At 74.0% G+C, this 22,127-nt stretch carries 24 protein-coding genes and 1 tRNA gene; 18 read left to right on the forward strand and 7 right to left on the reverse strand.

From position 1 onward, the window contains the following. The first annotated feature begins 23 nt into the window (after positions 1-23). The 4 genes from ACI79W_RS04455 (at position 24) to ACI79W_RS04470 (ending at position 3,766) form a co-directional block, all read left to right on the forward strand. Entirely contained in the window at positions 24-1,073 is a 1,050-nt protein-coding gene (locus tag ACI79W_RS04455; RefSeq protein WP_456560867.1) for a DNA cytosine methyltransferase, read from the forward strand. A 3-nt stretch (positions 1,074-1,076) separates the two neighbouring features. Beyond that, on the forward strand, positions 1,077-1,496 hold the full coding sequence (locus ACI79W_RS04460; RefSeq protein WP_456560868.1) for a very short patch repair endonuclease: 420 nt from the start codon (positions 1,077-1,079) through the stop codon (positions 1,494-1,496). Continuing rightward, positions 1,493-1,756: a hypothetical protein gene (locus ACI79W_RS04465; protein WP_456560951.1), complete on the forward strand. Its 264-nt coding sequence runs from the start codon at positions 1,493-1,495 to the stop codon at positions 1,754-1,756. Before ACI79W_RS04460 ends, ACI79W_RS04465 begins: the two co-directional genes overlap by 4 nt. An 858-nt stretch (positions 1,757-2,614) precedes the next feature. Further along, complete coding sequence (locus tag ACI79W_RS04470; protein ID WP_456560869.1) at positions 2,615-3,766, forward strand: tyrosine-type recombinase/integrase; 1,152 nt, start codon at positions 2,615-2,617, stop codon at positions 3,764-3,766. 101 nt (positions 3,767-3,867) lie between these two features. Here ACI79W_RS04470 and ACI79W_RS04475 read toward each other — a convergent pair. Further along, a tRNA-Leu gene (locus ACI79W_RS04475) sits at positions 3,868-3,952 on the reverse strand. 68 nt (positions 3,953-4,020) lie between these two features. Continuing rightward, positions 4,021-5,058 carry a diguanylate cyclase gene (locus ACI79W_RS04480; RefSeq protein WP_456560870.1) on the reverse strand — a complete coding sequence of 346 codons (1,038 nt, stop codon included), beginning with the start codon at positions 5,056-5,058 and terminating at the stop codon, positions 4,021-4,023. A gap of 86 nt (positions 5,059-5,144) precedes the next feature. Between ACI79W_RS04480 and ACI79W_RS04485 the strand changes: the two genes are divergently transcribed. Together ACI79W_RS04485 and ACI79W_RS04490 are read left to right on the forward strand one after the other, a co-directional pair. Then, positions 5,145-6,470 (forward strand): M20/M25/M40 family metallo-hydrolase, encoded by a 1,326-nt coding sequence (locus ACI79W_RS04485; RefSeq protein WP_456560871.1) that lies wholly within the window; start codon positions 5,145-5,147, stop codon positions 6,468-6,470. 12 nt (positions 6,471-6,482) lie between these two features. Beyond that, entirely contained in the window at positions 6,483-7,292 is an 810-nt protein-coding gene (locus ACI79W_RS04490) for an SDR family oxidoreductase (RefSeq protein ID WP_236827790.1), read from the forward strand. 149 nt (positions 7,293-7,441) lie between these two features. On the opposite strand, the gene ACI79W_RS04495 is transcribed toward ACI79W_RS04490, so the two are convergent. Beyond that, positions 7,442-8,014 (reverse strand): class I SAM-dependent methyltransferase, encoded by a 573-nt coding sequence (locus ACI79W_RS04495; RefSeq protein WP_456560872.1) that lies wholly within the window; start codon positions 8,012-8,014, stop codon positions 7,442-7,444. Between the two features lie 166 nt (positions 8,015-8,180). Between ACI79W_RS04495 and ACI79W_RS04500 the strand changes: the two genes are divergently transcribed. Together ACI79W_RS04500 and ACI79W_RS04505 are read left to right on the forward strand one after the other, a co-directional pair. Next, positions 8,181-9,092, forward strand: a complete 912-nt coding sequence (locus ACI79W_RS04500; protein ID WP_456560873.1) for an NADPH:quinone oxidoreductase family protein — start codon at positions 8,181-8,183, stop codon at positions 9,090-9,092. Between the two features lie 40 nt (positions 9,093-9,132). After that, positions 9,133-9,951 carry a pentapeptide repeat-containing protein gene (locus ACI79W_RS04505; RefSeq protein ID WP_456560874.1) on the forward strand — a complete coding sequence of 273 codons (819 nt, stop codon included), beginning with the start codon at positions 9,133-9,135 and terminating at the stop codon, positions 9,949-9,951. Positions 9,952-9,961: 10 nt separating this feature from the next. Here ACI79W_RS04505 and ACI79W_RS04510 read toward each other — a convergent pair whose 3' ends face one another. Then, positions 9,962-10,165 carry a DUF5703 family protein gene (locus ACI79W_RS04510; protein WP_014376466.1) on the reverse strand — a complete coding sequence of 68 codons (204 nt, stop codon included), beginning with the start codon at positions 10,163-10,165 and terminating at the stop codon, positions 9,962-9,964. Positions 10,166-10,298: 133 nt separating this feature from the next. Here ACI79W_RS04510 and ACI79W_RS04515 point away from each other — a divergent pair, with 133 nt between their 5' ends. Together ACI79W_RS04515 and ACI79W_RS04520 are read left to right on the forward strand one after the other, a co-directional pair. Then, positions 10,299-10,571, forward strand: a complete 273-nt coding sequence (locus ACI79W_RS04515) for a hypothetical protein (protein WP_456560875.1) — start codon at positions 10,299-10,301, stop codon at positions 10,569-10,571. A 483-nt stretch (positions 10,572-11,054) separates the two neighbouring features. Next, positions 11,055-11,852, forward strand: a complete 798-nt coding sequence (locus ACI79W_RS04520) for a DUF2470 domain-containing protein (RefSeq protein WP_456560876.1) — start codon at positions 11,055-11,057, stop codon at positions 11,850-11,852. Here ACI79W_RS04520 and ACI79W_RS04525 read toward each other — a convergent pair. Then, entirely contained in the window at positions 11,849-13,801 is a 1,953-nt protein-coding gene (locus ACI79W_RS04525) for an AAA family ATPase (protein ID WP_456560877.1), read from the reverse strand. The two genes, ACI79W_RS04520 and ACI79W_RS04525, sit on opposite strands and share 4 nt — an antisense overlap. Beyond that, positions 13,798-14,778, reverse strand: a complete 981-nt coding sequence (locus ACI79W_RS04530; RefSeq protein ID WP_456560878.1) for an aldo/keto reductase — start codon at positions 14,776-14,778, stop codon at positions 13,798-13,800. The genes ACI79W_RS04525 and ACI79W_RS04530 overlap by 4 nt, the downstream gene beginning before the upstream one ends. Positions 14,779-14,939: 161 nt before the next feature. Between ACI79W_RS04530 and ACI79W_RS04535 the strand changes: the two genes are divergently transcribed. From ACI79W_RS04535 to ACI79W_RS04560, 6 genes are all read left to right on the forward strand, one after another. Beyond that, complete coding sequence (locus tag ACI79W_RS04535; protein WP_456560879.1) at positions 14,940-15,806, forward strand: undecaprenyl-diphosphate phosphatase; 867 nt, start codon at positions 14,940-14,942, stop codon at positions 15,804-15,806. A gap of 26 nt (positions 15,807-15,832) precedes the next feature. Further along, entirely contained in the window at positions 15,833-16,540 is a 708-nt protein-coding gene (locus ACI79W_RS04540) for a histidine phosphatase family protein (RefSeq protein WP_456560880.1), read from the forward strand. An 84-nt stretch (positions 16,541-16,624) separates the two neighbouring features. Continuing rightward, positions 16,625-17,176, forward strand: coding sequence for a DUF3090 family protein (locus tag ACI79W_RS04545; RefSeq protein ID WP_456560881.1), 552 nt, complete (start codon positions 16,625-16,627; stop codon positions 17,174-17,176). Beyond that, the gene (locus tag ACI79W_RS04550; RefSeq protein ID WP_456560882.1) at positions 17,146-17,925 is read left to right on the forward strand and encodes an SCO1664 family protein; all 780 of its coding nucleotides are present in this window, start codon (positions 17,146-17,148) and stop codon (positions 17,923-17,925) included. The genes ACI79W_RS04545 and ACI79W_RS04550 overlap by 31 nt, the downstream gene beginning before the upstream one ends. 106 nt (positions 17,926-18,031) lie before the next feature. Then, positions 18,032-18,418 (forward strand): VOC family protein, encoded by a 387-nt coding sequence (locus tag ACI79W_RS04555; RefSeq protein ID WP_456560883.1) that lies wholly within the window; start codon positions 18,032-18,034, stop codon positions 18,416-18,418. 32 nt (positions 18,419-18,450) lie between these two features. Further along, positions 18,451-18,921, forward strand: a complete 471-nt coding sequence (locus ACI79W_RS04560; protein ID WP_456560884.1) for an SAM-dependent methyltransferase — start codon at positions 18,451-18,453, stop codon at positions 18,919-18,921. A gap of 11 nt (positions 18,922-18,932) precedes the next feature. On the opposite strand, the gene ACI79W_RS04565 is transcribed toward ACI79W_RS04560, so the two are convergent. Then, positions 18,933-19,649, reverse strand: coding sequence for a maleylpyruvate isomerase family mycothiol-dependent enzyme (locus tag ACI79W_RS04565; RefSeq protein ID WP_456560885.1), 717 nt, complete (start codon positions 19,647-19,649; stop codon positions 18,933-18,935). Positions 19,650-19,755: 106 nt separating this feature from the next. On the opposite strand from ACI79W_RS04565, the gene mshC reads away from it, so the two are divergent. Next, positions 19,756-21,006, forward strand: a complete 1,251-nt coding sequence (gene mshC, locus ACI79W_RS04570) for a cysteine--1-D-myo-inosityl 2-amino-2-deoxy-alpha-D-glucopyranoside ligase (RefSeq protein ID WP_456560886.1) — start codon at positions 19,756-19,758, stop codon at positions 21,004-21,006. Then, positions 21,006-22,091, forward strand: a complete 1,086-nt coding sequence (locus ACI79W_RS04575; protein WP_456560887.1) for an HD domain-containing protein — start codon at positions 21,006-21,008, stop codon at positions 22,089-22,091. Before mshC ends, ACI79W_RS04575 begins: the two co-directional genes overlap by 1 nt. Positions 22,092-22,127 lie beyond the last annotated feature (36 nt).

Raw genomic sequence — 22,127 nt, forward strand, 5'->3', positions numbered from 1 at the left:
GGAGTCGTGGAGTAGCTATCTCGTTGTTCTCTGGCGCAGGGGGTCTCGATCTAGGGACCGAGAAGGCGGGCTATGAGGTCGCCGCAGCCGTTGAGCACAACGCCGACGCCGCGGCCACCATGGAAAAGAGCTTCACGCACCTCCAGTCAGAGGTCATCCGCCGCGACATCCTCAAGGGGCCGACGAGCGAGCTGCTTCATGCTGCGGGCTTGAGCGCCGGCCAGCGTCCCGACCTTCTGATCGGCGGCCCGCCTTGCACTCCGTTCAGCAAGTCCGGCTTCTGGCTTGAGTGGAAGAGGTCCGGCCTGGACCCGGATGCCTCCTTGCTTCAGGCGTACACGCGGATCCTCGATGAGGCGAAGCCTCGGGCGTTCGTTCTTGAGAACGTCTACGCCCTGACCTACAACAACACCTACAACAACAAGGAATCGCGGCCCGCCTATGAACGGCTGCTCCGGGAGATCGACCAGGCTGGCTACCACTTCGCCGCCAAGGTCCTCAACGCAGCCGACCTCGGGGTTCCGCAGGCACGGCCGAGGCTCTTCGTCGTGGGCGTTCCCAAAGGCGAGAAGCTTCCGGAGTTGCCCGAGGCCAAGCACGGTGGAAGCTGGGAGCGGCGGGTCACCGGGTCATCTGACCGCCCTCATGTGACATCGGGGGAGGCCCTCGCCGGACTGGTGACGGAGCCGGAGCCGGAGGAGCAACTCCGAGGGCAGTACGCCCACCTGCTCGCCGACATCCCGCCGGGCGGCAACTACCTCCACTACACGGCCGAGAAGGGTCACCCCGACCCGCTGTTCAAATGGCGGAGCCGCTACTGGTCCTTCCTGCTCAAGCTCGATCCGGACAAGCCGTCGCCTACGATTCAAGCTCAGCCCGGTCCCAACGTTGGGCCGTTTCACTGGGAGAACCGGCGGCTTCGGGTGCCCGAGATCCGGCGGCTGTTCACATTCCCCGACGACTTCGACTTCGTCGGCACCCGATCCAGCATCCAGGCGCAGCTCGGCAACTCCGTGCCACCGCTACTGGCCCGGCAGGTTGTCGAGCGGGTCGCAGAGGTCGCTAGCAACTGACCCATGAACCGGCCTCCGCAGCCGTCCGCCTCGGCGAGAGCGGGCCGGGCGACGGCTGCGAACAGGGGACGGGACACGCGGCTAGAGCTGGCGGTCCGCTCGCGGGTACATGCCCGAGGGCCCCGCTACTTCGTCGGTCGTCGGCCGATGCCCGGCCTGCGGAGGACGGCTGACCTCCTCTTCCCCCGGGTCCGCGTCGTTGTCCTGCTGGACGGCTGCTACTGGCACGCCTGCCCTGAGCATTTTCGGATGCCGACCGCGAACCCCGGCTACTGGCCGGCCAAGATCGCACGGAACGTCGCTCGGGACCGGGAGACCGACGAGAAGCTCACCGAAACCGGGTGGCGGGTCCTCCGGTTCTGGGAGCACGAGGACCCCGATGACATCGCCTGCGAGATCGAGCGGGCGGTCCGTCAGGCATGAGCGTGAGCCGCGACGGCTTCCAAGGCACGGGATCGCAGCTCACCGAGCGGGCAGTCACCAAGGACTTCCTCGGCCGAGTCGCAGCATTGCTCGCCCCACTGGTCTTCGCGCCAGGCGCCCCAGCCTTAGTCGGAGTCGAGGTCAAGGGCGAGCACGACGTTCGCGCCGTCGGCGACGAGTTGGACGCCGAAGTAGCCACGGCAAGGGAGACCACCTTGCCGCCGGTTGCATCGGCGGCCTTGTCGATCTCCTGCAAGTAGGCCGGGTACTCCACGGGCGTCTCCTAATAGTCGGCCGTTGGTGGCATCTTCCCTCAAGACTCCGACAACCTCGCTGAACCCAACGCGACGGCCGGGCGGCTGACGTCCTCTGCCTTGCGGGCTGCCTCTGAGCGATGAGCTGAGCGACCCCGGAACGCATGAAGCCCCCGTCCTCCGAACGTAGGAGGGCGGGGGCCTTCGTCGTCACCTCGGCGGCCATCGTGGAGGGCCTGAAGAGTCACCCGGCGGTCGTTGCCCGGCAGACGAGGGCGGCGCGGAGGCCCAGTGCGGAGGCCTGGTCGACCCTTCCGACCGGCCTACCGACGGTCGGGGTCGTGCCATCTGCGTGCCTTATCCGTGCCTTAAGCAGCGGCCAAACGAGGTGGTCAGGGGTCAACAGGGGGCAGCATCGTTAAGGCACGGAAGGAGTGGTGCGGCCCGGTTGAGCTGCACAACCGGGCATACGAGCTGGTCAGTGCGTGAAGCGGGTGACCGGGATCGAACCGGCATGGCCAGCTTGGAAGCCTGGGTATCTCGCCGTACCCCTTCATGGCCGCAACCTCCGTCGGTCAACGGTGCCGAGGCAGGCGATCGACTTCTTCCGCGCGAGACCTATCCCCGGCAGGTCTTACCGGCCCGCGGCCGCGCGGTTCGGTTGCTGACCGTGTTCCACAGCGTCGAGTCACGTCCACAGATGCGAGCCGGTGCCGGCTGCCGGGCTGCCCCTGGTTGTTCCGTAGCCGTAGCTGCCTCTACCAGTCATCCGGCTGGCAACGGGCGTACCGGGTCGGACGACGGAGGTCTGGGATGGCGAAGCCGCGGAGACGACAGGCCGGCGAAGGCAGGATCAGCGAGTACATGACCAAGGCTGGTCCGCGCTTCCTGATCAAGTTCACCGCTCAGCGACCGGACGGCACGAAGCGCGTCGTCCTCAAGCGCGGGTTCAAGACCAGGAGGGACGCCGCTGCGGCACTGCGCGCGGAGGTCCGCAAGGCCGAAGTGGGGGAGTGGATCGAGCCGTCCAAGCAGCGTCTCGACGCCTACCTCGCCGAGTGGATCCAGGGCCTGCGGCTCAGCCCCTCGACGCTGGCCTCCTACCGGAAGAACATCCGGCTGCACATCGATCCGTACCTGGGTGCACAGTCGGTCGCCCGGCTCACCGGTCCGGGGGTGGACGCCTGGATGCGCACCCTGGAGGGGTCCGGCCGCGCGGACGGCCAGGGCGGTCTCTCCGCCCGGACGGTCCGCTACGTGTACACCATCCTGCGGTCGGCGTTGAGTGACGCGGTCAAACAGGGACGGCTCTCCGTCAACCCGACCGACCGGTCGACACCGCCGAGTCCGTCGGAGGCCCGGCCACCGGAGATGCAGGCGTGGACCGCGGCCGAGCTGGGCCGGTTCCTCGGCTGGGCGGAGGGCTACGACGAGGATCTCGCCATGGGGTGGCGGCTGCTCGCGGCCACCGGGATGCGCCGCGGTGAAGCGCTGGCCCTGCGCTGGCGTGACGTCGACCTGGACGCCGGCCGCCTCGCCGTCCGCCGCAGCGTCGGTGTCGTGAAGACCAAGGGCGCCGGCGAGCGCTTGGTCGAGGGCCCCACCAAGACGGGCCGATCACGCGTCGTCGACCTCGATGCCGGCACCGTGGCCGCGCTGCGTGCCTACCGGGCCGCTCGCGGACTGCTGGCGCTCGATCTTGTGCGTGACTCGGCGCTCGTGCTCGGCAACCTCGACGGCACCCATCGGCATCCCGAGCGGTTCTCCCGCCGATTCTCCGGCCAGGTCGTTCAGGCGCGGAAGGCGTTGGGGGAGGAGCGGCTGCCGGTCATTCGGCTGCACGATCTCCGCCACACGCACGCCACCCTGCTGCTGGCCGACGGCGTGCCGGTCAAGGTCGTCTCGGAGCGCCTCGGCCACGCCAGCGCCACCATCACGCTGACCGTCTACCAGCACGTGCACCCCGGCATGGGTCGCGAGGCGGCCGACCGCTTCGCCGCCCTGCTCGAGGGCTGATCCGAGGCGCGAAGTATCACGCGGGTATCAGAAGGCCCTTCCGAGCCCTGGCACGACGACGCCCCGGGTCCCTGACCTGCAGGAACACCGGGGCGATGTTGTGTCCGAGGGGGGACTTGAACCCCCACGCCCGATAAAGGGCACTAGCACCTCAAGCTAGCGCGTCTGCCATTCCGCCACCCGGACGAGTGCGTGGAGAAGACTACCTGACCGCCGGGGGCCGATCACGCACCCCCCGGCGCCGTCGTGGCGGGTCAGCCGGCGGCCAGCGCCACCTGGCCGCGGCCGGCCCGCTTCGCGTCGTAGAGCGCCGCGTCGGCAGACGTGTACAGCCCGCGCCGGTCGCGCGAGTGCAGGGGCAGGTGCGCCACGCCGAGGCTGATCGACAGCGACACCAGCGAACCGTCGGGCAGCGCGAAGGGCTCGGCGCGCACCGCATCCAGCAGGTCGGCGGCGCGCCGGGCGGCGACCTCGCGGGCGCACCCCGGCAGCAGCACCGCGAGCTCGTCCCCGCCGAGCCGGGAGAGCACCGCGTCCTCGCTGCGGATGCGGCCGCGCAGCACCCCGGCCAGGTGCACCAGGACGTCGTCGCCCACCGGGTGACCGTGCGTGTCGTTGATCGCCTTGAACGAGTCGACATCGATGAGCACCAGGGCGGTGCCCCCGGGGACGGGCCGGTCGAGTGCGCGCTCCAGCGCCTCGTCGAACCCCCGCCGCGTGGCCAGGCCGGTGAGCGAGTCGACGGTGAGCTGCCGCTGCAGCGCCTCCACCAGCCGGTCCTGGGTCCGGCCGGCGCGCACCAGCAGCGCGGCGATCACGACCAGCAGGGCGCCGAAGAAGAGGAAGTCCGCCAGTGCCGAGGGCGTGGGCAGGAGCACCAGCAGGGTCACCAGGTCCGCCGCCAGCGCGCTCGCCGTCACCAGCACCACCGCGGGCGTCCGCAGGTGGACGGCGCTCCAGAGAACGGGGAACGCGTAGAACGCCTGGGCCCCGGCCGAGACGTCCGAGGTCAGGAGGTTCAGGCTCCCGGTGAGCACCACGCCGCCCAGGCCGAGCACCAGGCCCATGTGCCACCGGTCCAGCACCGCCGGGTCCACCAGCCGGCACACCGCCGCGGCACCGACGAGCGCGGCGATCCCGATCCAGTGCACGACCAGTGCCGGTGTCCTGCCGTCGGACTCGTGGAACACCGGCAGCACGAGCAGGATCGCCGCGCTGACGGCCAGCAGCGCTGTCGCGTGCCGGGCGGCGGCGCGGGGCTCACGGGCGCCGTAGGCGCGCAACGACCTCACGCACAGGTGATCGGCGGGAGGTTCCGGACGGCGCAGTACCCCATCACCCGCCCGGGTGAGCCGGCCGGGATGGCACGATCGCGCCCATGGCCGACACCCCCGCCCCGCTCGCCGGCGCCCAGGACGAGGTCGCCGGGCTGCTCTCCGAGCTGATCCGCATCGACACGACCAACACCGGCAGCACGGCCACCAGCGCGGGGGAGCGGAAGGCTGCCGAGTGGGTCGCCGGCAAGCTGGACGAGGCGGGCATCGGGTCGGTGATCCACGAGTCCGAGCGCGGCCGCGCCAGCCTGGTCGCCCGCATCCCGGGGGCCGACCGCAGCCGGCCCGCCCTGCTGGTGCACGGCCACCTCGACGTCGTCCCCGCCGACCCCGCCGAGTGGAGCGTGCACCCGTTCTCCGGCGAGGAGCGCGACGGCTACATCTGGGGCCGCGGCGCGGTCGACATGAAGGACATGGACGCCATGGTGCTGGCGCTGGTGCGCGACTGGGCCCGCACCGGCGTGCAGCCGCCGCGCGACATCGTGCTGGCGTTCGTCGCCGACGAGGAGGCTGGCGGCAAGCTCGGCGCGCACTTCCTGGTCGACGAGCACCCCGACCTGCTCGAGGGCTGCACGGAGGCGATCAGCGAGGTCGGCGGCTTCAGCATCACCGTCCGCGACGACCTCCGCCTCTACCTGGTGCAGACCGCCGAGAAGGGCCTGGCCTGGATGCGGCTCACCGCGGCCGGGAGGCCCGGGCACGGCTCGATGCTGCACGAGGACAACGCCGTCACCCGCCTCTGCGAGGCCGTGGCCCGCATCGGCGGCCACCGGTTCCCGCTCACCCTCACCCCGCCGATGCGCCAGTTCATCGCCGCGGTGGAGGACGCCTACGGCATCGAGATCGACCTCGCCGAGCCCGAGCTGGCGCTGGCCCGGCTGGGCAGCATCAGCCGGATGATCGGGGCGGCGCTGCGCAACACCGCCAACCCCACCATGCTCGACGCCGGCTACAAGGCCAACGTCATCCCCGGCACCGCGAGCGCCACCGTCGACGGGCGCTTCCTCTACGGCCAGGAGGAGGAGTTCGAGCGCCAGCTCGCCGCGCTGGTCGGCGAGGGCGTGCAGCGCGAGTGGCTGGTGCACGACCAGGCGGTGGAGACGACGTTCGACGGGCCGCTGGTCGACCAGATGGTCGCCGCGCTGAAGGCCGAGGACGACGGCGCCCGCCCGGTGCCGTTCACGATGAGCGGCGGCACCGACGCCAAGAGCTTCCAGCGCCTGGGCATGCGCTGCTTCGGCTTCTCGCCGCTGCGGCTGCCGCCGGACCTGGACTTCGCCTCACTCTTCCACGGCATCGACGAACGGGTGCCGGTGGAGTCGCTGCGCTTCGGCGTCCGGGTGCTCGACCGCTTCCTCCGCAACGCGTGATGTGATGCGGGGGTGACCTCCACCACCCCAGCCCCCCGCCCCGGTTCCGTCGCCCTGATCACCGGAGGGACCGGTGGCTTCGGCCGCGCCCTCGCCACCAAACTCCGCGAGCGCGAGGTCACCGTCGTCCTCGCCGACCTCGACAGCGAGCGCAACCGGCAGGTCGCGGCCGACCTGGGCTGCGAGTTCGCCGTCCTCGACGTCACCGACCGCGCGGCGAACGAGGCGCTGGTCGCTCGCATCGAGGGCGACCACGGCCGCCTCGACGCCGCCTACCTCAACGCCGGCATCTCCGCGGCCAAGAGCGACGACGTCCTCGACCTGGACGAGTTCATGCGGGTGGTCGACATCGACCTGTTCGGCGTCGTCTACGGCGTCGCGGCGGCCCGGCCGGCGATCAAGCGCGCCGGAGGAGGGGCGATCGTCGTCACCGCCTCGCTCGCCGGCCTCTCGCCGATGGCCACCGACCCCGGCTACAGCGTCGCCAAGGGCGGGGCGATCGCCTTCGTCCGCTCGATGGCCCCGCGCCTGGCCGCCGAGGGGACGACGATCTCCGCCATCTGCCCCGGCTTCGCCGACACGGCGATCATCGACCGCATCCGCGACCAGTTCACCGCGGCCGGCTTCCCCGTTCTCACCGCCGAGGAGGTCGCCGACGCGATGGTCATGGCGTGGGGGCAGGCGGAGCCGGGTGCGGCGTACGTGATCCAGCCGGGGGTGGGCACGGTGCCCTACAAGTTCAAGGGCGTCCCCAGCGCGAAGACGGCGACCGGCGAGACCGCCGTCGTGCCGGAGGCGCTGCGCCCGCCGTCGATGCGGTAGGACGTCGAGGGGCACCCCCGACGTGCCGGAGGCAGCCGGGAGCAGCACCGGGACCGTCCTCCGCGGCCCGGCCTGCGACTTCCTGGGCGCCCTGCCCGAGCCGGCGTCCTGCGCCGGCTGGTGCAGAGCGGGCCGAGCCGGCCCCCAGATCAGCTCTCGACCGGTTCGGTGCAGGCGAACAGGAACGCCGGCGGGACGTTCCAGGGGGTGACCCGCCACCGCACCGAGCCGAACCGCTTGCGCAACTCCGGCAGCAGCAGCGGCGAGTACTGGATGACGACGGTGGTGCCGCCGGGGGCGACCGCGCCGGGCAGCACGTCCAGGATGCGGCGCCGCAGCCCCGTCTCCAGCGAGGTGTAGGGCAGCGCGGAGACGACGACGTCGGCGCGCGCGTCGCCCAGGTGGGCGCGGAGGTTCTCCGCGGAGTCGCAGACCACCTGCACCCGCGGGTCGTCGAATCGCGCGTCGAGCAGCTTCGCCAGCCGCGGGTCGATCTCCAACGTGATCAGCCGGGCCCCGGGACGCAGGCGGGCCAGGATCTCCTGCGTCTGCGCCCCGGTGCCCGCGCCCAGCTCGACGACCAGGTCGGCGACGGGCACGTCGGCCATGTCCAGCATGTCGCGCACCGCCGCGCGCGAGGTCGGCAGCACCGCACCGACCTGCCGCGGATGGGCCAGGAACGCGCCCAGGAAGCGCAGCCGGTCGGTCACGCGCTCGATCATCGGTTCCCCCTCCCGGGGCCACCGGGAGGGCGGCCACCGCTGCGCACCCTGGCACGGCGGGCCGCCCACGGCCAAGCGGCCCCGGTGACGACCGTCACGGGGCGTCTGGCAAGGTCGGGGCATGCGTGCATGGCGGGTACACGAACTCGGTGATCCCTCGAAGGTCATGAGCCTCGACGAGGTGGACCGGCCGACACCGGGCGAGGGTCAGGTGCTGGTCAAGGTGCGGGGCGCGGCCCTGAACTTCCCCGATGTGCTCATGGCCATGGGCATGTACCAGGAGAAGCCGCCGCTGCCCTATACGCCCGGCGTGGAGCTCTGCGGGGAGATCGTGGAGACCGGCCAGCGGGTCATCGGTTCGCCGGCGGGGGGCCCGGGCGCCTTCGCGGAGTACGCGCTCATGGACGCCGCGGCCGCCTTCCCGGTGCCCGACGGCATGACCGACGAGAAGGCCGCTTCGCTCTACCTCACCTACCAGACCGGCTACGTCGGCCTGCACCGCCGGGCGCACCTGCAGGCGGGGGAGACGCTCCTGGTCCACGCCGGCGCCGGCGGCGTCGGCACCGCGGCGATCCAGCTGGGCAAGGCCGCCGGGGCCACCGTCATCGCCACCGCGGGCGGCGCCCGCAAGACCGAGGTCTGCGAGCAGCTCGGCGCCGACCACGTCATCGACTACACGACCGAGGACTTCGTCCCGATCGTCAAGGAGGTCACCGGTGGCCGGGGTGCCGACGTCATCTACGACCCGGTCGGCGGCGACGTCTTCGACAAGTCCCGCAAGTGCATCGCCTTCGAGGGGCGCATCGTCGTCGTCGGATTCACCAGCGGTCGCATCCCCGAGGCCCCGGCCAACCACCTGCTGGTGAAGAACTACAGCGTCGTCGGGTTGCACTGGGGGCTGTACCGCAAGCACGACCCGTCGGTGTTCACCGAGACCCACGAGCAGCTGGTCCGGCTCGTCGAGGACGGCGCGGTGGACCCGCTGGTCGGCGAGGTGCTGCCGCTCGACCAGGCCCCGCAGGCGCTGCTCAAGCTCGCCTCCCGCGACACCGTCGGCAAGGTCGTGCTCGTTCCCTGAGCCGGCCGGGCGGGGGCCGGGTCCTAACCTGGTCCCCGCCATGCCTCGCTCCCTCCCGTTCGCCGACGACCGAGCGCGCCTGCGGGCGGACTGCTCGCGCTGCGCCGGCCTCTGCTGCGTCGCCCCGGCCTTCGCCGCCTCCGCCGACTTCGCGATCGACAAGCCGGCCGGCACGCCCTGCCGGCACCTGGCCGACGACTTCCGCTGCGGGATCCACGACCGGCTGCGCGAGCAGGGCTTCCCCGGTTGCACCGTCTTCGACTGCTTCGGCGCCGGGCAGCGGATCACCCAGGAGACCTTCGGCGGGCACAGCTGGCGGGAGACCCCGGAGCTGGCCCGCGCGCAGTTCGCCGCCCTGCCTGCGGTGCGGCAGCTGCACGAGATGCTCTGGCACCTCACCGAGGTCGCGGAGCTGCCGGCCGCCGCGTCGTTGGCCGACGAGGCGGAGCGGCTGCGCGCCGAGGCCGACCGCGCCGCGGCGGGCGACGCCGCTCAGCTCGACGCCCTCGACCTGGTTGACCTCCGGGGGCGGGTGGGGGCGCTGCTCGGCCGGGTGAGCACCCTGGTGCGCGCCGGATCCCGGGCACGGGACCGCCGCGGGGCCGACCTGGTGGGCCGCGATCTCCGGCGCACCGATCTGCGCGGGTCGGGGCTGCGCGGCGCGTACCTGATCGGGGCGGACCTCCGCGGCGTCGACCTCGGGACGGCGGACCTGCTCGGCGCCGACCTGCGCGGAGCCGACGTGCGCGGGGCGGACCTGAGCCGGTGCCTGTTCCTGACCCAGCCGCAGGTGTCGGCGGCGCGTGGCGACGGCGCCACGCGGCTGCCTGCCGCGGTGCGGCGCCCGGCCCACTGGTAGGGCGGCCGGCCTAGATGACCGGCTTCGGCAGGTAGGAGAGCCGCGCCCGGCGGCGGAGGATGACCTTGCGGGTGCCGTCGGCGTGCAGCTGGAGGCGGGCGAGCTCCCAGCCGCCGACGTCCGACTGCAGGCTCAGCATGGTGGCCGCTGCGGACCGCGAGGTGCCCGGCGGGATGCGCAGCGGCGCGAACTCGTAGTCCCCGGCGGTGTCCATCGGCCCGATTGTGCCTGCCGTTCGCGCTGCGGGCACGTGTTCGTCATCTCCCTCACACCGTCCCGGCCTGCCGGGACGGCCGCCGGGCGGCACGATGGGGCCCGGACCGCATCCGCTTCTGAGGGAGGACGACGTGACCGAGCCCGGTTTCCCGACCGACGTGCCCGACGCCGACCGCGCGGAGCAGGAGGCGTACCTCGAGCCGCCCGCCCCCGCCCGCGCGGCGGAGGCGAGCCCTCCTTCCGGCGACGTGCCGGAGGCCGACGCGCTGGAGCAGCAGCTCGCCGCCCGCCCGGGCGAGGCCGGGGCGCCGCGCGGACCCCTCGGCACGCGCGAGGCCGACGACGCCGACGTGCTGGAGCAGGACGCCGACGTGCCGCTCGACGACGAGGACCAGATCGGCTGAGCGGCCGCCCCGCCCCTCGACCCTCGCCGCGCCGCTGCGCGCCCTGGTGACGGCGCCCCGCGGCCACCAGGGTGGCCCGGACCGGGGGACGGCCCTTCGCCGGCGACGGGTGCGGGCGGTCCGGAAGTGCGGAGCGGAGTAGCTTTCTGCCCACCCACGCGGGGCAGAGAGCTACTCCTGCTCACAGCACCCGGTGAGGAGCGGACGGCCGGTCCCGGCCCTCCTCCGCCCGGGGGTCGGGCCCGCCCCCGGCCGAGGGCGCCGCGCCGCTCCCGGCGGCGATTCGCCGGCCGGGTGGATCCCGCCGTCCCGGGCCGGCGCGCCGCGTGCGCGGCGTGGCCGTCCGTGCCGTGCTCGTGCCGTCGGCAGCGTGAGGCCTCACCCTGCGCTCCGGAGCCTCCTGGTGCTGCTCACCGGACGCACTCGCGGCTGGTCGGACGAGACCCCTTTGGTTAGGCTGCCCTAACTAGCCGAGGAGGGGCCATGCCGAGCAGCCCGACCCAGCCCGCACCCGGGCGCCGTCCCGACGCCACCGCCGTGCGTCCGGAGCCGGCCGAGCGCGCCCGCACGGTCGCCACCCGGTCCGCGGCGGCGCTCTGCGCCCCCGGCATCGAGGGCGGCCGGCTGCTGGGGCACGCCATCACCCGCACCGGGCAGGTGCTGCTGGTCGTGCCGGCGGACGGGGACATCGCGGCAGCCGTCGAGCAGACCCCCGGCCAGGACCTCTCGGCACTGCTGCTGGTCAGCGACCACGCGCCGGTGCCGCTGCGCCGGCCGGTCCGGGCGCAGCTGTGGCTCTCCGGCTGGGCCACGCCCGTCCGGCCCGAGGACCAGCGCGCCGCCCTGCTCGCCTTCGCCGAGACCCGGCCCGCGGAGGTGCTGCTCGACGTCGGCCGGACCGCGCGGCTGCTGCGGTTGGACCTCGCCGAGGTCGTCCTGGGCGAGGGCGGGGCGGGCGTCGACGTGAGCCCGCAGGACTTCGCGGCGGCGCGCCCCGATCCGCTGGCCGCGATCGAGGACGACCACCTGCGGCACCTGGCCGGCGCGCACGCCGAGGTCCTGGAGCTGCTGGCCGCCCGGGTCCCGGCCGAGGTGGTGGGCCCGGCCGGGGTCGTCCGCCCGCTCGGGCTGGACCGCTTCGGCTTCCGCCTCCGTGTCGAGCGGCCGTTCGGGCACACCGACGTGCGGGTGCCCTTCGCCCGGCCGCTCACCTGCGCCGGCCAGCTCGGGCCCGCCGTCGGGCAGCTGCTCCGCGCCACGGGGGCGGCGGGGAGCAGCTAGCCCGCCACCTCGCGCAGCAGCTCGGCCAGCCGGGTCCGGCGCGGCCGGACGTCGACGTCCCGGACCGCCCGGGCCAGGGCGGCCCCGCTCGCGTGCACGACCGACAGGTGCCTCTGCGCCCGCGTGAGCGCGGTGTAGACCAGCGGGCGGGAGAGCATCCCGCCGGCCTCCGGCGGGAGCACCACGACGACGCCGGGCCACTCCGACCCCTGCGCGCGGTGCACGGTGATCGCCCATCCGTGGCGCAGGTCGAACAGCGCCTGCCCGTTCACCGTCACCGGGCCAGAGCTGAAGTCGACGGTCAGCGAGCCGTCGCCCGTGCCGGTGACCACGCCGACCTCGCCGTTGGCGAACCCGGTGGGCTCCAGGTCCATGTGGTTGGCGGTGGCCACCACGCGGTCGCCCGGGTCGAAGCCGAACACCGCCCCCTCGCCCGGGTTGAGCTGCGCCTTCAGCGCCTTGTTCAGCTCGATCGTCCCGGCCGGCCCGCGGTGCACCGGGGTGACGACCTGCACCGCCGCCGGCTCGATGCCGAGCGCCCGAGGGATCGAGTCGGTGACCAGCTGGACCACCCGCCGGGCGGCCTCGGCGCTGCCGGTGGCCGGCACGACGACCACCTCGCGGTCGGGGGAGTCCACCGGGGGCAGCTCGCCGCCGCGGACGGCCGACGCCAGCCGGGCGATCGCCCCGCCCTCGGCCTGCCGGTAGAGGGTCGTCAGCTCGGTCACGGGGACCGCCCCCGAGTCGATGAGGTCGCCCAGCACGTGGCCGGGCCCGATCGATGGCAGCTGCGCGGGGTCGCCGACCAGCAGCAGGTGGGTCCCGTCCGGGCAGGCCTCCAGCAGCGCGGCGGTGAGCTCGACGTCGAGCATGGAGGCCTCGTCGACCACCACGACGTCGGCGTCCAGCGGCCACTCCTCGTTGCGGGAGAACCCGCCGGAGGCGCCCTGCGCGCCGAGCAGCCGGTGCACGGTCACCGCAGGGTGGTCGGTGAGCTCCTCCAGACGCTTGGCCGCCCGGCCGGTGGGCGCGGCCAGCGCCACGTCGGTGCCCTTGGTGCGCAGCAGCTGCACGATCGCGGCGACCGTCCGGCTCTTGCCGGTGCCCGGACCGCCGGTGAGCAGGCTGACCCCCGCCGAGAGCACCTGGGCCACGGCCTTCTTCTGCGCCTCGTCCAGCCCCTTGGCCACCGAGCGCACCGAGGCCGGGTCGGCGATCCGCTCCGCGGCGGCGGCCAGCCGGGCCACGTTCTCCGCCACCGCCTCCTCGGCCATGCCGTACCGGGCCAGCGACAGGGTCCGCAGCGCGGGATCGGGTTCGGGGAGCTCGTCGCCGTCCTCGTCGGGCTCCGGCTCGGGGGGTTCGTGGTCGAGCACGTCGCCGGAGTCGACGGCGGCGACGATGGCGGCCGCCGGGTCGGCGATGCCCTCGGCCTGCAGCGCCGCCACGACCAGGTCGACCGGCAGGACGGTGTGCCCGTCGCGGGTCGCCGTCCGCAGGGTCAGCCCCACGATGGCCCGCCCGCGCCGGGCGTCCTGCCGGTCGGCGCCCTTGAGCACGGCGATCGCCAGCCGGTCGGCGTCGGTGAGCGTCACCCCGGAGAGGCCCAGGAGCGCCCAGGGGTCGTCGCGCAGCCGGCGGGCGGCGTCGGGGCCGAGCGCGTCGGCGACGCCGGCTGCGAGCTTGGCGGGCAGGCCCGCACCCACCAGGAGCTCGACCACCTCGTAGGTGGGGGCGGCGGCCAGGAAGCTCGAGAACAGCCGTTCGGCGCGCTGCCGGCCCACCCGCGGCAGCTTCAGCAGGCGGTCGGCGGTGACGTCGTCCGGGGTGGTGATCCCGGCGGCCGGCAGTTCGGCGGCGGCGCGCTTGCCGAGCCCCGGCCACAGGCCGGCGGTGCAGAAGGCGGCGAAGACCAGGTCGGGGCCGGGCGTCGTCGGGTCGGCGCTCACCGGTCCGACCGGCGATCGGGGTAGCTGAAGTGCGGGGCGGAGACGTCCTCCAGCGCCGTGCGGATCGCCGCGGGCAAGCGGACGGTGTCGGCGTCGAGGGACGCCTGCAGCTGCTGCGCGGTGCGGGCACCCACCACCGGCGCGACGACGCCCGGCCGGTCGCGCACCCAGGCGAGCGCCACGGCCAGCGGCGTGGTGCCCAGCCCCTGGGCGGCGGTGATCACCGCCTCGACGATGCGGTCGGAGGTGGCCGAGCGGAGGCCGTCGATGAAGCCCTGCCACTGCGTAGAGGCCCCGCGGGACTCCGAGGGCGTGCTGTGCCGGTACTTGCCGGTGAGCAGGCCCCGGCCGAGGGGCGACCACGCGAGCACGCCCAGGCCCAGCGCCTCCGCGGCCGGCACGACCTCCCGCTCCACCCCGCGCTGCAGCAGCGAGTACTCGACCTGGGTGCTCACCAGCGGGGTGCGCCCCGGCCAGGCCTTCTGCCAGGTCGCCGCCTGGGCGGTCTGCCAGCCGGTGAAGTTGCTGACCCCGATGTAGCGCGCTCGGCCCGAGGAGACGGCCAGGTCGCAGGCGGCCAGCGTCTCCTCCAGCGGCGTCGTCTCGTCCCAGGCGTGCAGCTGCCACAGGTCGACGTGGTCTACGCCGAGGCGCTCCAGCGACGCATCGAGCGCCGAGATCAGGTGGCCGCGGGAGGCGCCCCGCCCCATGGGACCGGGCCCGGTGCGCCCGACGGCCTTGGTGGCGACCAGCACCTCCGACCGGGGCACGACGTCGGCGAGCAGGTGGCCCAGGGTGCGCTCGCTGTCGCCGTCGCAGTACACGTCTGCCGTGTCGACCAGCGTGCCCCCGGCGTCGACGAAGGCCGTGAGCTGCATGGCGGCCTCGTCCTCGTCGGTGTCCCCGCCCCACGTCATCGTGCCCAGCGCGAGCCGGGACACGACCAGACCGCTGCGCCCCAACGCCCGTTGCTCCACGACCGGCCAACCTACCGCCGCCGAGCGCCGGTCACCCGGGTGCACCGGGTGCTCCGGGGCGGCGCGCCGGGTGTTGCGGGCGCGACGCCTAGGGTGAGCACCCGTGCCCGAACGCTCCCGCCCCCGTCCGGCTGCCCCTGCCCTGACCGGGGGGTGCTGAGGTGGGCTGGATCGAAGCCGTCGTCCTCGGCCTGGTGCAGGGGCTCACCGAGTTCCTGCCCATCTCCTCCAGCGCCCACCTGCGCGTCGTCGGGGAGGCCCTCGGCTGGGGCGACCCGGGTGCCGCCTTCACCGCGATCACGCAGATCGGTACCGAGGCCGCCGTCCTGCTGTACTTCCGGCACGACATCTGGCGGATCATCACCGCCTGGACCGCCTCCCTCGGCGGCGGGCGGAAGGGCGACCCGGACGCCCGCATGGGCTGGCTGATCATCGTCGGCAGCCTGCCGATCGTCGTGCTGGGGTTGCTCTTCCAGGACGACATCGAGACGACCTTCCGCGACCTGCGGATCGTGGCGACGGCGCTGATCCTCTTCTCGCTGGTGCTCTGGTGGGCCGACCGCGTCGGCGCCAAGCGGCGCGAGCTCGACCAGCTGACCGTCCCGCACGGCATCGGCTACGGGTTCGCGCAGGCGATGGCGCTCATCCCCGGCGTCTCCCGCTCGGGCGGCACCATCACCGCAGGCCTGTTCCTCGGCTACTCGCGGTCGGCCGCCGCGCGGTACTCGTTCCTCCTGGCCGTGCCCGCCGTCCTCGGCTCCGGCTTCTTCCAGGTGTACGAGGTGCTCACCGGGGACGTCGAGGGCCGGGGCATCAGCTGGGGCCCGACCCTCCTGGCCACCGTGCTGGCCTTCGGCGTCGGCCTCACCGTGATCGCGTGGCTGCTGCGCTACCTGGACCGGGGCAGCTTCGTCCCGTTCGTGGTCTACCGCATCGTGCTGGGCCTGCTGATCCTCGGTCTGGTGTTCACCGGCGTGCTCGACCCCGCCGGATCGGTCGACGTCAGCCCGTCCCCGGCACCTCGCTGAGCCCCACCGCCGTAGGCTCGCGCGTCGTGACCACCGTCATCCTGCTGCGGCACGGTCGGAGCACCGCGAACACCGGCGGGGTGCTCGCCGGCTGGACCCCCGGGGTCGAGCTCGACGAGACCGGGCAGGCCCAGGTGCGGGCGGTGGGGGAGCGGCTGGCGCAGGTGCCGCTGGCCGCCGTCGTGAGCAGCCCGCTCGAGCGGTGCCGGCAGACCGCCGGGGCGGTGCTCGCCGGGCGCGACCTGGAGCTGGCGACCGACGACCGGCTCGGCGAGGCCCGCTACGGCGACTGGACCGGGCGGCCGCTGAAGGAGCTGGCCAAGGAGCCGCTGTGGAAGGTGGTCCAGCAGCACCCCTCGGCCGCCGTCTTCCCGGGCCCGGCGGGGGAGGGGCTCGCCCAGACCCAGGCCCGGGCCGTCGCCGCGGTCCGCGAGTGGAACGCCCGCCTCGGTCCGGACGCGGTGTGGCTGGCCTGCAGCCACGGCGACGTGATCAAGGCGGTGCTCGCCGACGCCCTGGGGCTGCACCTCGACCAGTTCCAGCGGATCGTCGTCGACCCGGCGTCGATCTCGGTGGTCAGCTACACCGAGACCCGCCCGTTCGTGGTGCGGATCAACGACACCGGTGGCGACGTCGCCGCGCTGGTCCCGCCGCCGCGCAAGAGCCGGCGCCGGCGCCGGACCGGCTCCGATTCCGACGCCGTCGTGGGGGGCGGGGCGGGTACGACCGCCTGACCACGGCAGCCCCGTCCGGAGGCTCGCGTCGAGCGAAGCGAGACGTGAGGGGGGCGGTGTCCTCCTGCCGCGTAACCTGGGCGCGTGCCCCGCCAGGTCCATCTCTTCGATCGCCCCAGCCGGTTCGTCGCAGGGACGGTGGGTCAGCCGGGGGACCGCACGTTCTACCTCCAGGCCACCGACGACACGGGGCGCACCGTCAGCGTCGCGCTGGAGAAGACCCAGGTGCAGGTGCTGGCCGACCGGATGAACGACCTCCTCGACGAGGTGAGCGGCCGGGCCGGCACCGTCATCCCGCCGGAGGCCGACGTCGACGACCTCGAGCCGCTCACCGCACCGGTCGACGAGGAGTTCCGCGTCGCCGCGATGGGCCTGGCCTGGGACGGAACCGAGGAGGCCGTCGTCGTCGAGGCGGTGGCCGCCGGCGAGGAGCCGATCGAGGAGGACGTGATCCTCTCCGACAGCGAGGAGGGGCCCGACGCCCTGCGGGTGACCATCACCCCCATGGCCGCGCGGGCGTTCGTCGCCCGCGCCCGTCGCGTGGTGGCCGCCGGTCGCCCCTCCTGCCCTCTGTGCTCGCTCCCGCTGGACCCGGTGGGCCACGTGTGCCCGCGGCAGAACGGCTACCGCCGCTGACCGGGGACCCCGCGGAGGACGTCGTCCTCCGGCCGCCCGCCGGGGACGAGGAGGCGCGGCGGCTCCTGGTCGAGGGCGAGATCGACCTCGAGGGACGCATGCTCGACGCGTCGAACGTGACCCTGGTCGGCACCATCCGCTGGGGCGACCTGGTCGCCGAGTGCGTCTACAAGCCGGTGGCGGGGGAGCGGCCGCTGTGGGACTTCCCCGACGGCACCCTCGCCGGCCGGGAGATCTCGGCCTACCTGGTGTCCCAGGCGACCGGCTGGCGGATCGTCCCGCCCACCGTCCTGCGCGAGGGCCCGTTCGGCCCCGGCATGGTCCAGCTGTGGGTGGACGGCGACGAGTCCGTCGACCTCGCCGCCTTCGTGCGCCGCGACGACCCGGCGCTGCGCCGCATGGCCGTCTTCGACGCGGTGGTGAACAACGCCGACCGCAAGGGCGGGCACATCATCCCGGTGCCCGGCGGACACGTGCACGGCGTCGACCACGGCATCTGCTTCTCCGTGGACCCCAAGCTGCGCACCCTGCTGTGGCGCTGGGCGGGCAAGCCGCTGACGACCGAGGCGATCGAGGTGCTGGAGCGGCTCGGCGACGACCTGCGCGGCGACCTCGGGGAGCAGCTGCACGAGCACCTGACCCGAGCCGAGGTGCGCTGCACCCAGCGGCGGGTGGCCGAGCTGCTGCGCACCGGCCGCCACCCCGAGCCCAGCGGGGAGTGGCCGGCGCTGCCCTGGCCGCCCTTCTGACGGACGAGATCTGCGCCGTGGCCCGCATCAGCGCGCCTGGGGGCCACATCGCAGAACTCCCGGCAGGCAGCGTGATCCGTCGGTGCCCTGCGCCACCATCCCGCCCATGCCGCACCGCAGCCGCCTGTCGATCCTCCTGCTCGACCTCCCGCCGGAGCACCACGCGGCGGGCACCGCCTTCTGGGCCGGGGCGACCGGCCGCACCGCGCAACCGGACGCCGAGGACGAGGAGTGGGCGTCCCTGGGATCGTTCGCCGGCGGCTGGCACGTGGAGGTCCAGCGCACGGGCGAGGGCACACCGCCGCGGTGGCACGTCGACGTGGAGACCGACGACATCCCGGCGGAGGTGGCGCGGCTGGAAGCGCTGGGCGCCACGCGCCACCGGGACATGGGCTCGTTCTGGCAGCTGCTCGACCCGGCCGGCCTGGTGTTCTGCGTCGTCGGCGTCCAGACCGGCGAGGAGTTCGACCACCACGCGGTGACCTGGCCCTGAACCTCGCCGTCGGCCGGTGCCAGGATCCGGGCATGCTCGTCGAACCCATCGGCACGGTCACGTCGGCGCGGGCGGAGCCGGTCGACGACGACTGGGACGCCGTCCCGGCGTCGATCACCCTCGACGCCACGCGGTTCGGCCCCGACGCGCTGGCCGGGCTCGACCAGTTCTCCCACGTCGAGGTGGTCTACCTCTTCGACCGCGTGGACCCCGGCGCGGTGCAGACCGGGGCGCGCCGGCCGCGCGGCAACCCCGGGTGGCCCGAGGTCGGGATCTTCGCCCAGCGGGGGAAGCGGCGGCCCAACCGGATCGGCGTGACGATCTGCCGGCTCCTCGACGTGGACGGCCTGGTGCTCCACGTGCGCGGCCTGGACGCGATCGACGGCACCCCGGTCCTGGACGTCAAGCCGTACATGGCCGAGTTCGGCCCGCGTGGCGAGGTGCGTCAGCCGGCCTGGTCCCACGAGCTCATGGCCGGGTACTGGTCGACCGGCGCGTCCTGAGGGGCCGGCCGTCACTCGAGCCGTACGAGGTCGATCATCGCCGCCGCCTGCAGCCCGTCACCGTCGACGGTCAGCACCTCCAGCGGCACCCGCCGCCACACGGCCAGCAGCAGGTCGCCGGCGGTGCCGGTGAGCGCGGCGATCGGGAAGGGCTTGGTCCCGGGGAAGAGGGTGCGCTCGGCGTCGGCGTCCACCGCGTGCAGGACGACGGGGTGCGCGTGCTCGGGCGGGCCGTCGGGGAGCGTGCCGGGCACCATGACCTCCAGCCACTCGTCCAGGCCGTCCAGCGCCACATCGGTCGGGACGGGCCGCACGTCGCCGAGCACCTGCTCGACGTCGACGGTGTGCACGGTGGCCTCCTGCAGCTGCCGGCGCAGGACGAACGCGACATCCTTCTGCGGCGCCCAGGTCCACACCCGCTCCGCCGGGTCCGCGCCGGCCAGCGCCGCCTCCAGCTCGGCGCTCTGCGCGATCACGTAGCCCAGCAGCTCGTCGTCGGGGTGCCGCTGCGGCTCGACGTAGGCGGAGGGGTCCTGGGCACGGGTGCGCACCACCCAGGCCCAGAAGTGCTGCACCTCAGCCAGGTGCCACACGAGGTCGGCGAGCGTCCACCCCGGGCAGCCCGGGACGCGGGCCCGCCATCCGTGCGCGAGGACCGCCTCGGCGGCGGCGTCGGCGAACCGGGCGTCGACCCGCCGCAGGGCCGGCAGGTACTCGGAAAGCTCCATCGCTCCTCCTCGTGTGCGCCGGTGCGGTGCGCCCGGCCGCTCCGACGTGATGACCCGCACGGGCGTGCGGGCGGGTGCCGTCGGACCACGCCTCTAGGCTCGTGCCGTGCTCTCCTGGCCCGCCCCGCTGCTGCCGACCCTGCCCGGCACCGGCCCCGTCCTCAAGGTCTACGACACCGCCCGCGGCGAGATCGTCGCGACGACGCCGGACCGGACGGCGCGGATGTACGTCTGCGGCATCACCCCCTACGACGCCACGCACCTCGGCCACGCGGCCACCTACCTGGCCTTCGACCTGGTCAACCGGGTGTGGCGCGACGCCGGCCACGCGGTCCACTACGTGCAGAACGTCACCGACATCGACGACCCGCTGCTCGACCGCGCGGAGCGTGACGGCGAGGACTGGATCGTCCTGGCGATGCGCGAGACGGCCCTGTTCCGCGAGGACATGACGGCGCTGCGGGTGCTGCCGCCCGAGGACTACGTGGGCGCGGTCGAGGCGATCCCGCGCATCGTCGCGCACGTCGAGCGGCTGCTCGACGACGGGCTGGCCTACGTGCTCGACGACGGCACCGGCGACGTCTACCACGACGTCGCGCAGGCGCCCGGCTTCGGCACCGAGTCCGGCTACGACGAGGGCACGATGCTGCGCTTCTTCGCCGAGCGCGGCGGCGACCCCGACCGGGCGGGCAAGCGGAACCGCCTCGACCCGATGCTCTGGCGCGGCGAACGGCCCGGCGAGCCGGCGTGGCCCGGGCCGCGGGGCACGCGGGGTCGCCCGGGCTGGCACGTCGAGTGCGCCACCATCGCGCTGGACACGATCGGCATGGGCTTCGACGTCCAGGGCGGGGGCAGCGACCTGGTCTTCCCGCACCACGAGTACTCCGCGGTCCACGCCGAGGCGCTCACCGCCACCAAGCCCTTCGCCCGGGCCTACGTGCACGCGGCGATGATCGGCCTGGACGGCGAGAAGATGAGCAAGAGCCGCGGCAACCTGGTCTTCGTCTCCCGGCTCCGCGGTGAGGGCGTCGACCCGATGGCGATCCGGCTGGCCCTGCTCTCGGGGCACTACCGCACCGACCGCGCGTGGACGGGTGACCTCCTCGCGGAGGCCCAGGAGCGGCTGGCCACCTGGCGGCGGGCCGCGGGGCGCGAGGCCGGGGCCCCCGCCGGCCCGGTGCTGCACGGGCTGCGCGAGCGCCTCGCCGACGACCTCGACAGCCCGGGGGCGATCGCCCTGGTCGACGCCTGGGCCGAGCGGACGCTGGCCGGGGGCGAGGACCTCGAGGACCACGCGCCCCAGGTGGTCAGCGACGCCGTCGACGCGCTCCTCGGCGTGGACCTGCAGGTCGGGTGATGACCAGCGCCCCCGCCGGCTCGTTCCGGCCCACCGACCGGGCGGCCCGCGAGCGCGCCGAGGAGCAGCTGGCGCCCGCCGCGACGCGGGCGGCCGGCACCCGGGGGCGGGCCCGCCCGGAGCCGGAGGACGCGCTGCGCACCGCGTTCGAGCGCGATCGCGACCGGATCCTGCACGCCAAGGCGTTCCGCCGGCTCAAGCACAAGACGCAGGTCTTCCTCCACCCCGACGGCGACCACTTCGTCACCCGGCTCACCCACACGCTGCAGGTGACGCAGGTGGCCCGCTCGCTGGCCCGGGCGCTGGGGCTCAACGAGACGCTGGCCGAGGCGATCGCCCTCGGGCACGACGTCGGGCACTCCCCGTTCGGGCACATCGGCGAGGAGGCGTTCGACCCCTACGTGCCCGGTGGGTGGCACCACGCCGCCCAGGGGGTGCGGATCGTCGAGGTGCTCGAGGACCTCAACCTGACGTGGGAGGTCCGCGACGGCATCCGTGCGCACAGCTGGAAGATCGACCCCCCGCCGGATACCCGCGAGGCGGAGTGCGTGCGCTACGCGGACCGGATCGGCTACCTGTCCCACGACGCGCTGGACGCCGTCCGGGCCGGGGTGATCCGGGTCGCCGACCTGCCCGCCCAGGCGCTGGCCGTCTTCGGGCAGCCGGGCAGCGAGATGGTGGGGTCGATGATCGACGCCGTCGTCGCGGGTTCGCTGGCCGACGGCGACCGCGTCGTCATGGCGCCGGAGCCGCTGGCGGCCATGCACGAGCTGCGGGCGTTCATGTTCGCCCGCGTCTACGCCTCCGACGTCGCCGCGGGGCAGAAGCACCTGGCGATCGACGTCATCCGCCGGCTGGTCGACCACCACCTGGCCCACCCGGAGCTGATCCCGGCCAGCTACCGGGACACCGCGGCCGAGCCGCTCACCCAGGTCGTGGACTACGTCTCGGGGATGACCGACCGGTTCGCCCTCGCGATGCACGACCGGCTGTTCGACGCCGACGCCACCGCCCAGATGCGCCCGCTGCTGCACGGCGATCCTCCGGACCGCACCACGACCAGCGGCCGTCCCGGCTGGCGCTGAGCTCCACCGGTCGCGACTACGCGGACCCCTCCGGGG

It is taken from the genome of Blastococcus sp. SYSU DS0533 (genome assembly GCF_054050775.1).

Excerpts from the sequence above, each read along its gene's own strand:
- ACI79W_RS04555 (WP_456560883.1), top strand. The coding sequence starts at position 18,032 with ATGCCGCACCGCAGCCGCCTGTCGATCCTCCTGCTCGACCTCCCGCCG.
- ACI79W_RS04520 (WP_456560876.1), top strand. The coding sequence starts at position 11,055 with ATGCCGAGCAGCCCGACCCAGCCCGCACCCGGGCGCCGTCCCGACGCC.
- ACI79W_RS04575 (WP_456560887.1), top strand. The coding sequence starts at position 21,006 with ATGACCAGCGCCCCCGCCGGCTCGTTCCGGCCCACCGACCGGGCGGCC.
- ACI79W_RS04565 (WP_456560885.1), bottom strand. The coding sequence starts at position 19,649 with ATGGAGCTTTCCGAGTACCTGCCGGCCCTGCGGCGGGTCGACGCCCGG.
- ACI79W_RS04510 (WP_014376466.1), bottom strand. The coding sequence starts at position 10,165 with ATGGACACCGCCGGGGACTACGAGTTCGCGCCGCTGCGCATCCCGCCG.
- ACI79W_RS04460 (WP_456560868.1), top strand. The coding sequence starts at position 1,077 with ATGAACCGGCCTCCGCAGCCGTCCGCCTCGGCGAGAGCGGGCCGGGCG.
- ACI79W_RS04505 (WP_456560874.1), top strand. The coding sequence starts at position 9,133 with ATGCCTCGCTCCCTCCCGTTCGCCGACGACCGAGCGCGCCTGCGGGCG.
- ACI79W_RS04500 (WP_456560873.1), top strand. The coding sequence starts at position 8,181 with ATGAGCCTCGACGAGGTGGACCGGCCGACACCGGGCGAGGGTCAGGTG.
- ACI79W_RS04495 (WP_456560872.1), bottom strand. The coding sequence starts at position 8,014 with ATGATCGAGCGCGTGACCGACCGGCTGCGCTTCCTGGGCGCGTTCCTG.
- ACI79W_RS04560 (WP_456560884.1), top strand. The coding sequence starts at position 18,451 with ATGCTCGTCGAACCCATCGGCACGGTCACGTCGGCGCGGGCGGAGCCG.
- ACI79W_RS04485 (WP_456560871.1), top strand. The coding sequence starts at position 5,145 with ATGGCCGACACCCCCGCCCCGCTCGCCGGCGCCCAGGACGAGGTCGCC.
- ACI79W_RS04470 (WP_456560869.1), top strand. The coding sequence starts at position 2,615 with ATGACCAAGGCTGGTCCGCGCTTCCTGATCAAGTTCACCGCTCAGCGA.
- ACI79W_RS04465 (WP_456560951.1), top strand. The coding sequence starts at position 1,493 with ATGAGCGTGAGCCGCGACGGCTTCCAAGGCACGGGATCGCAGCTCACC.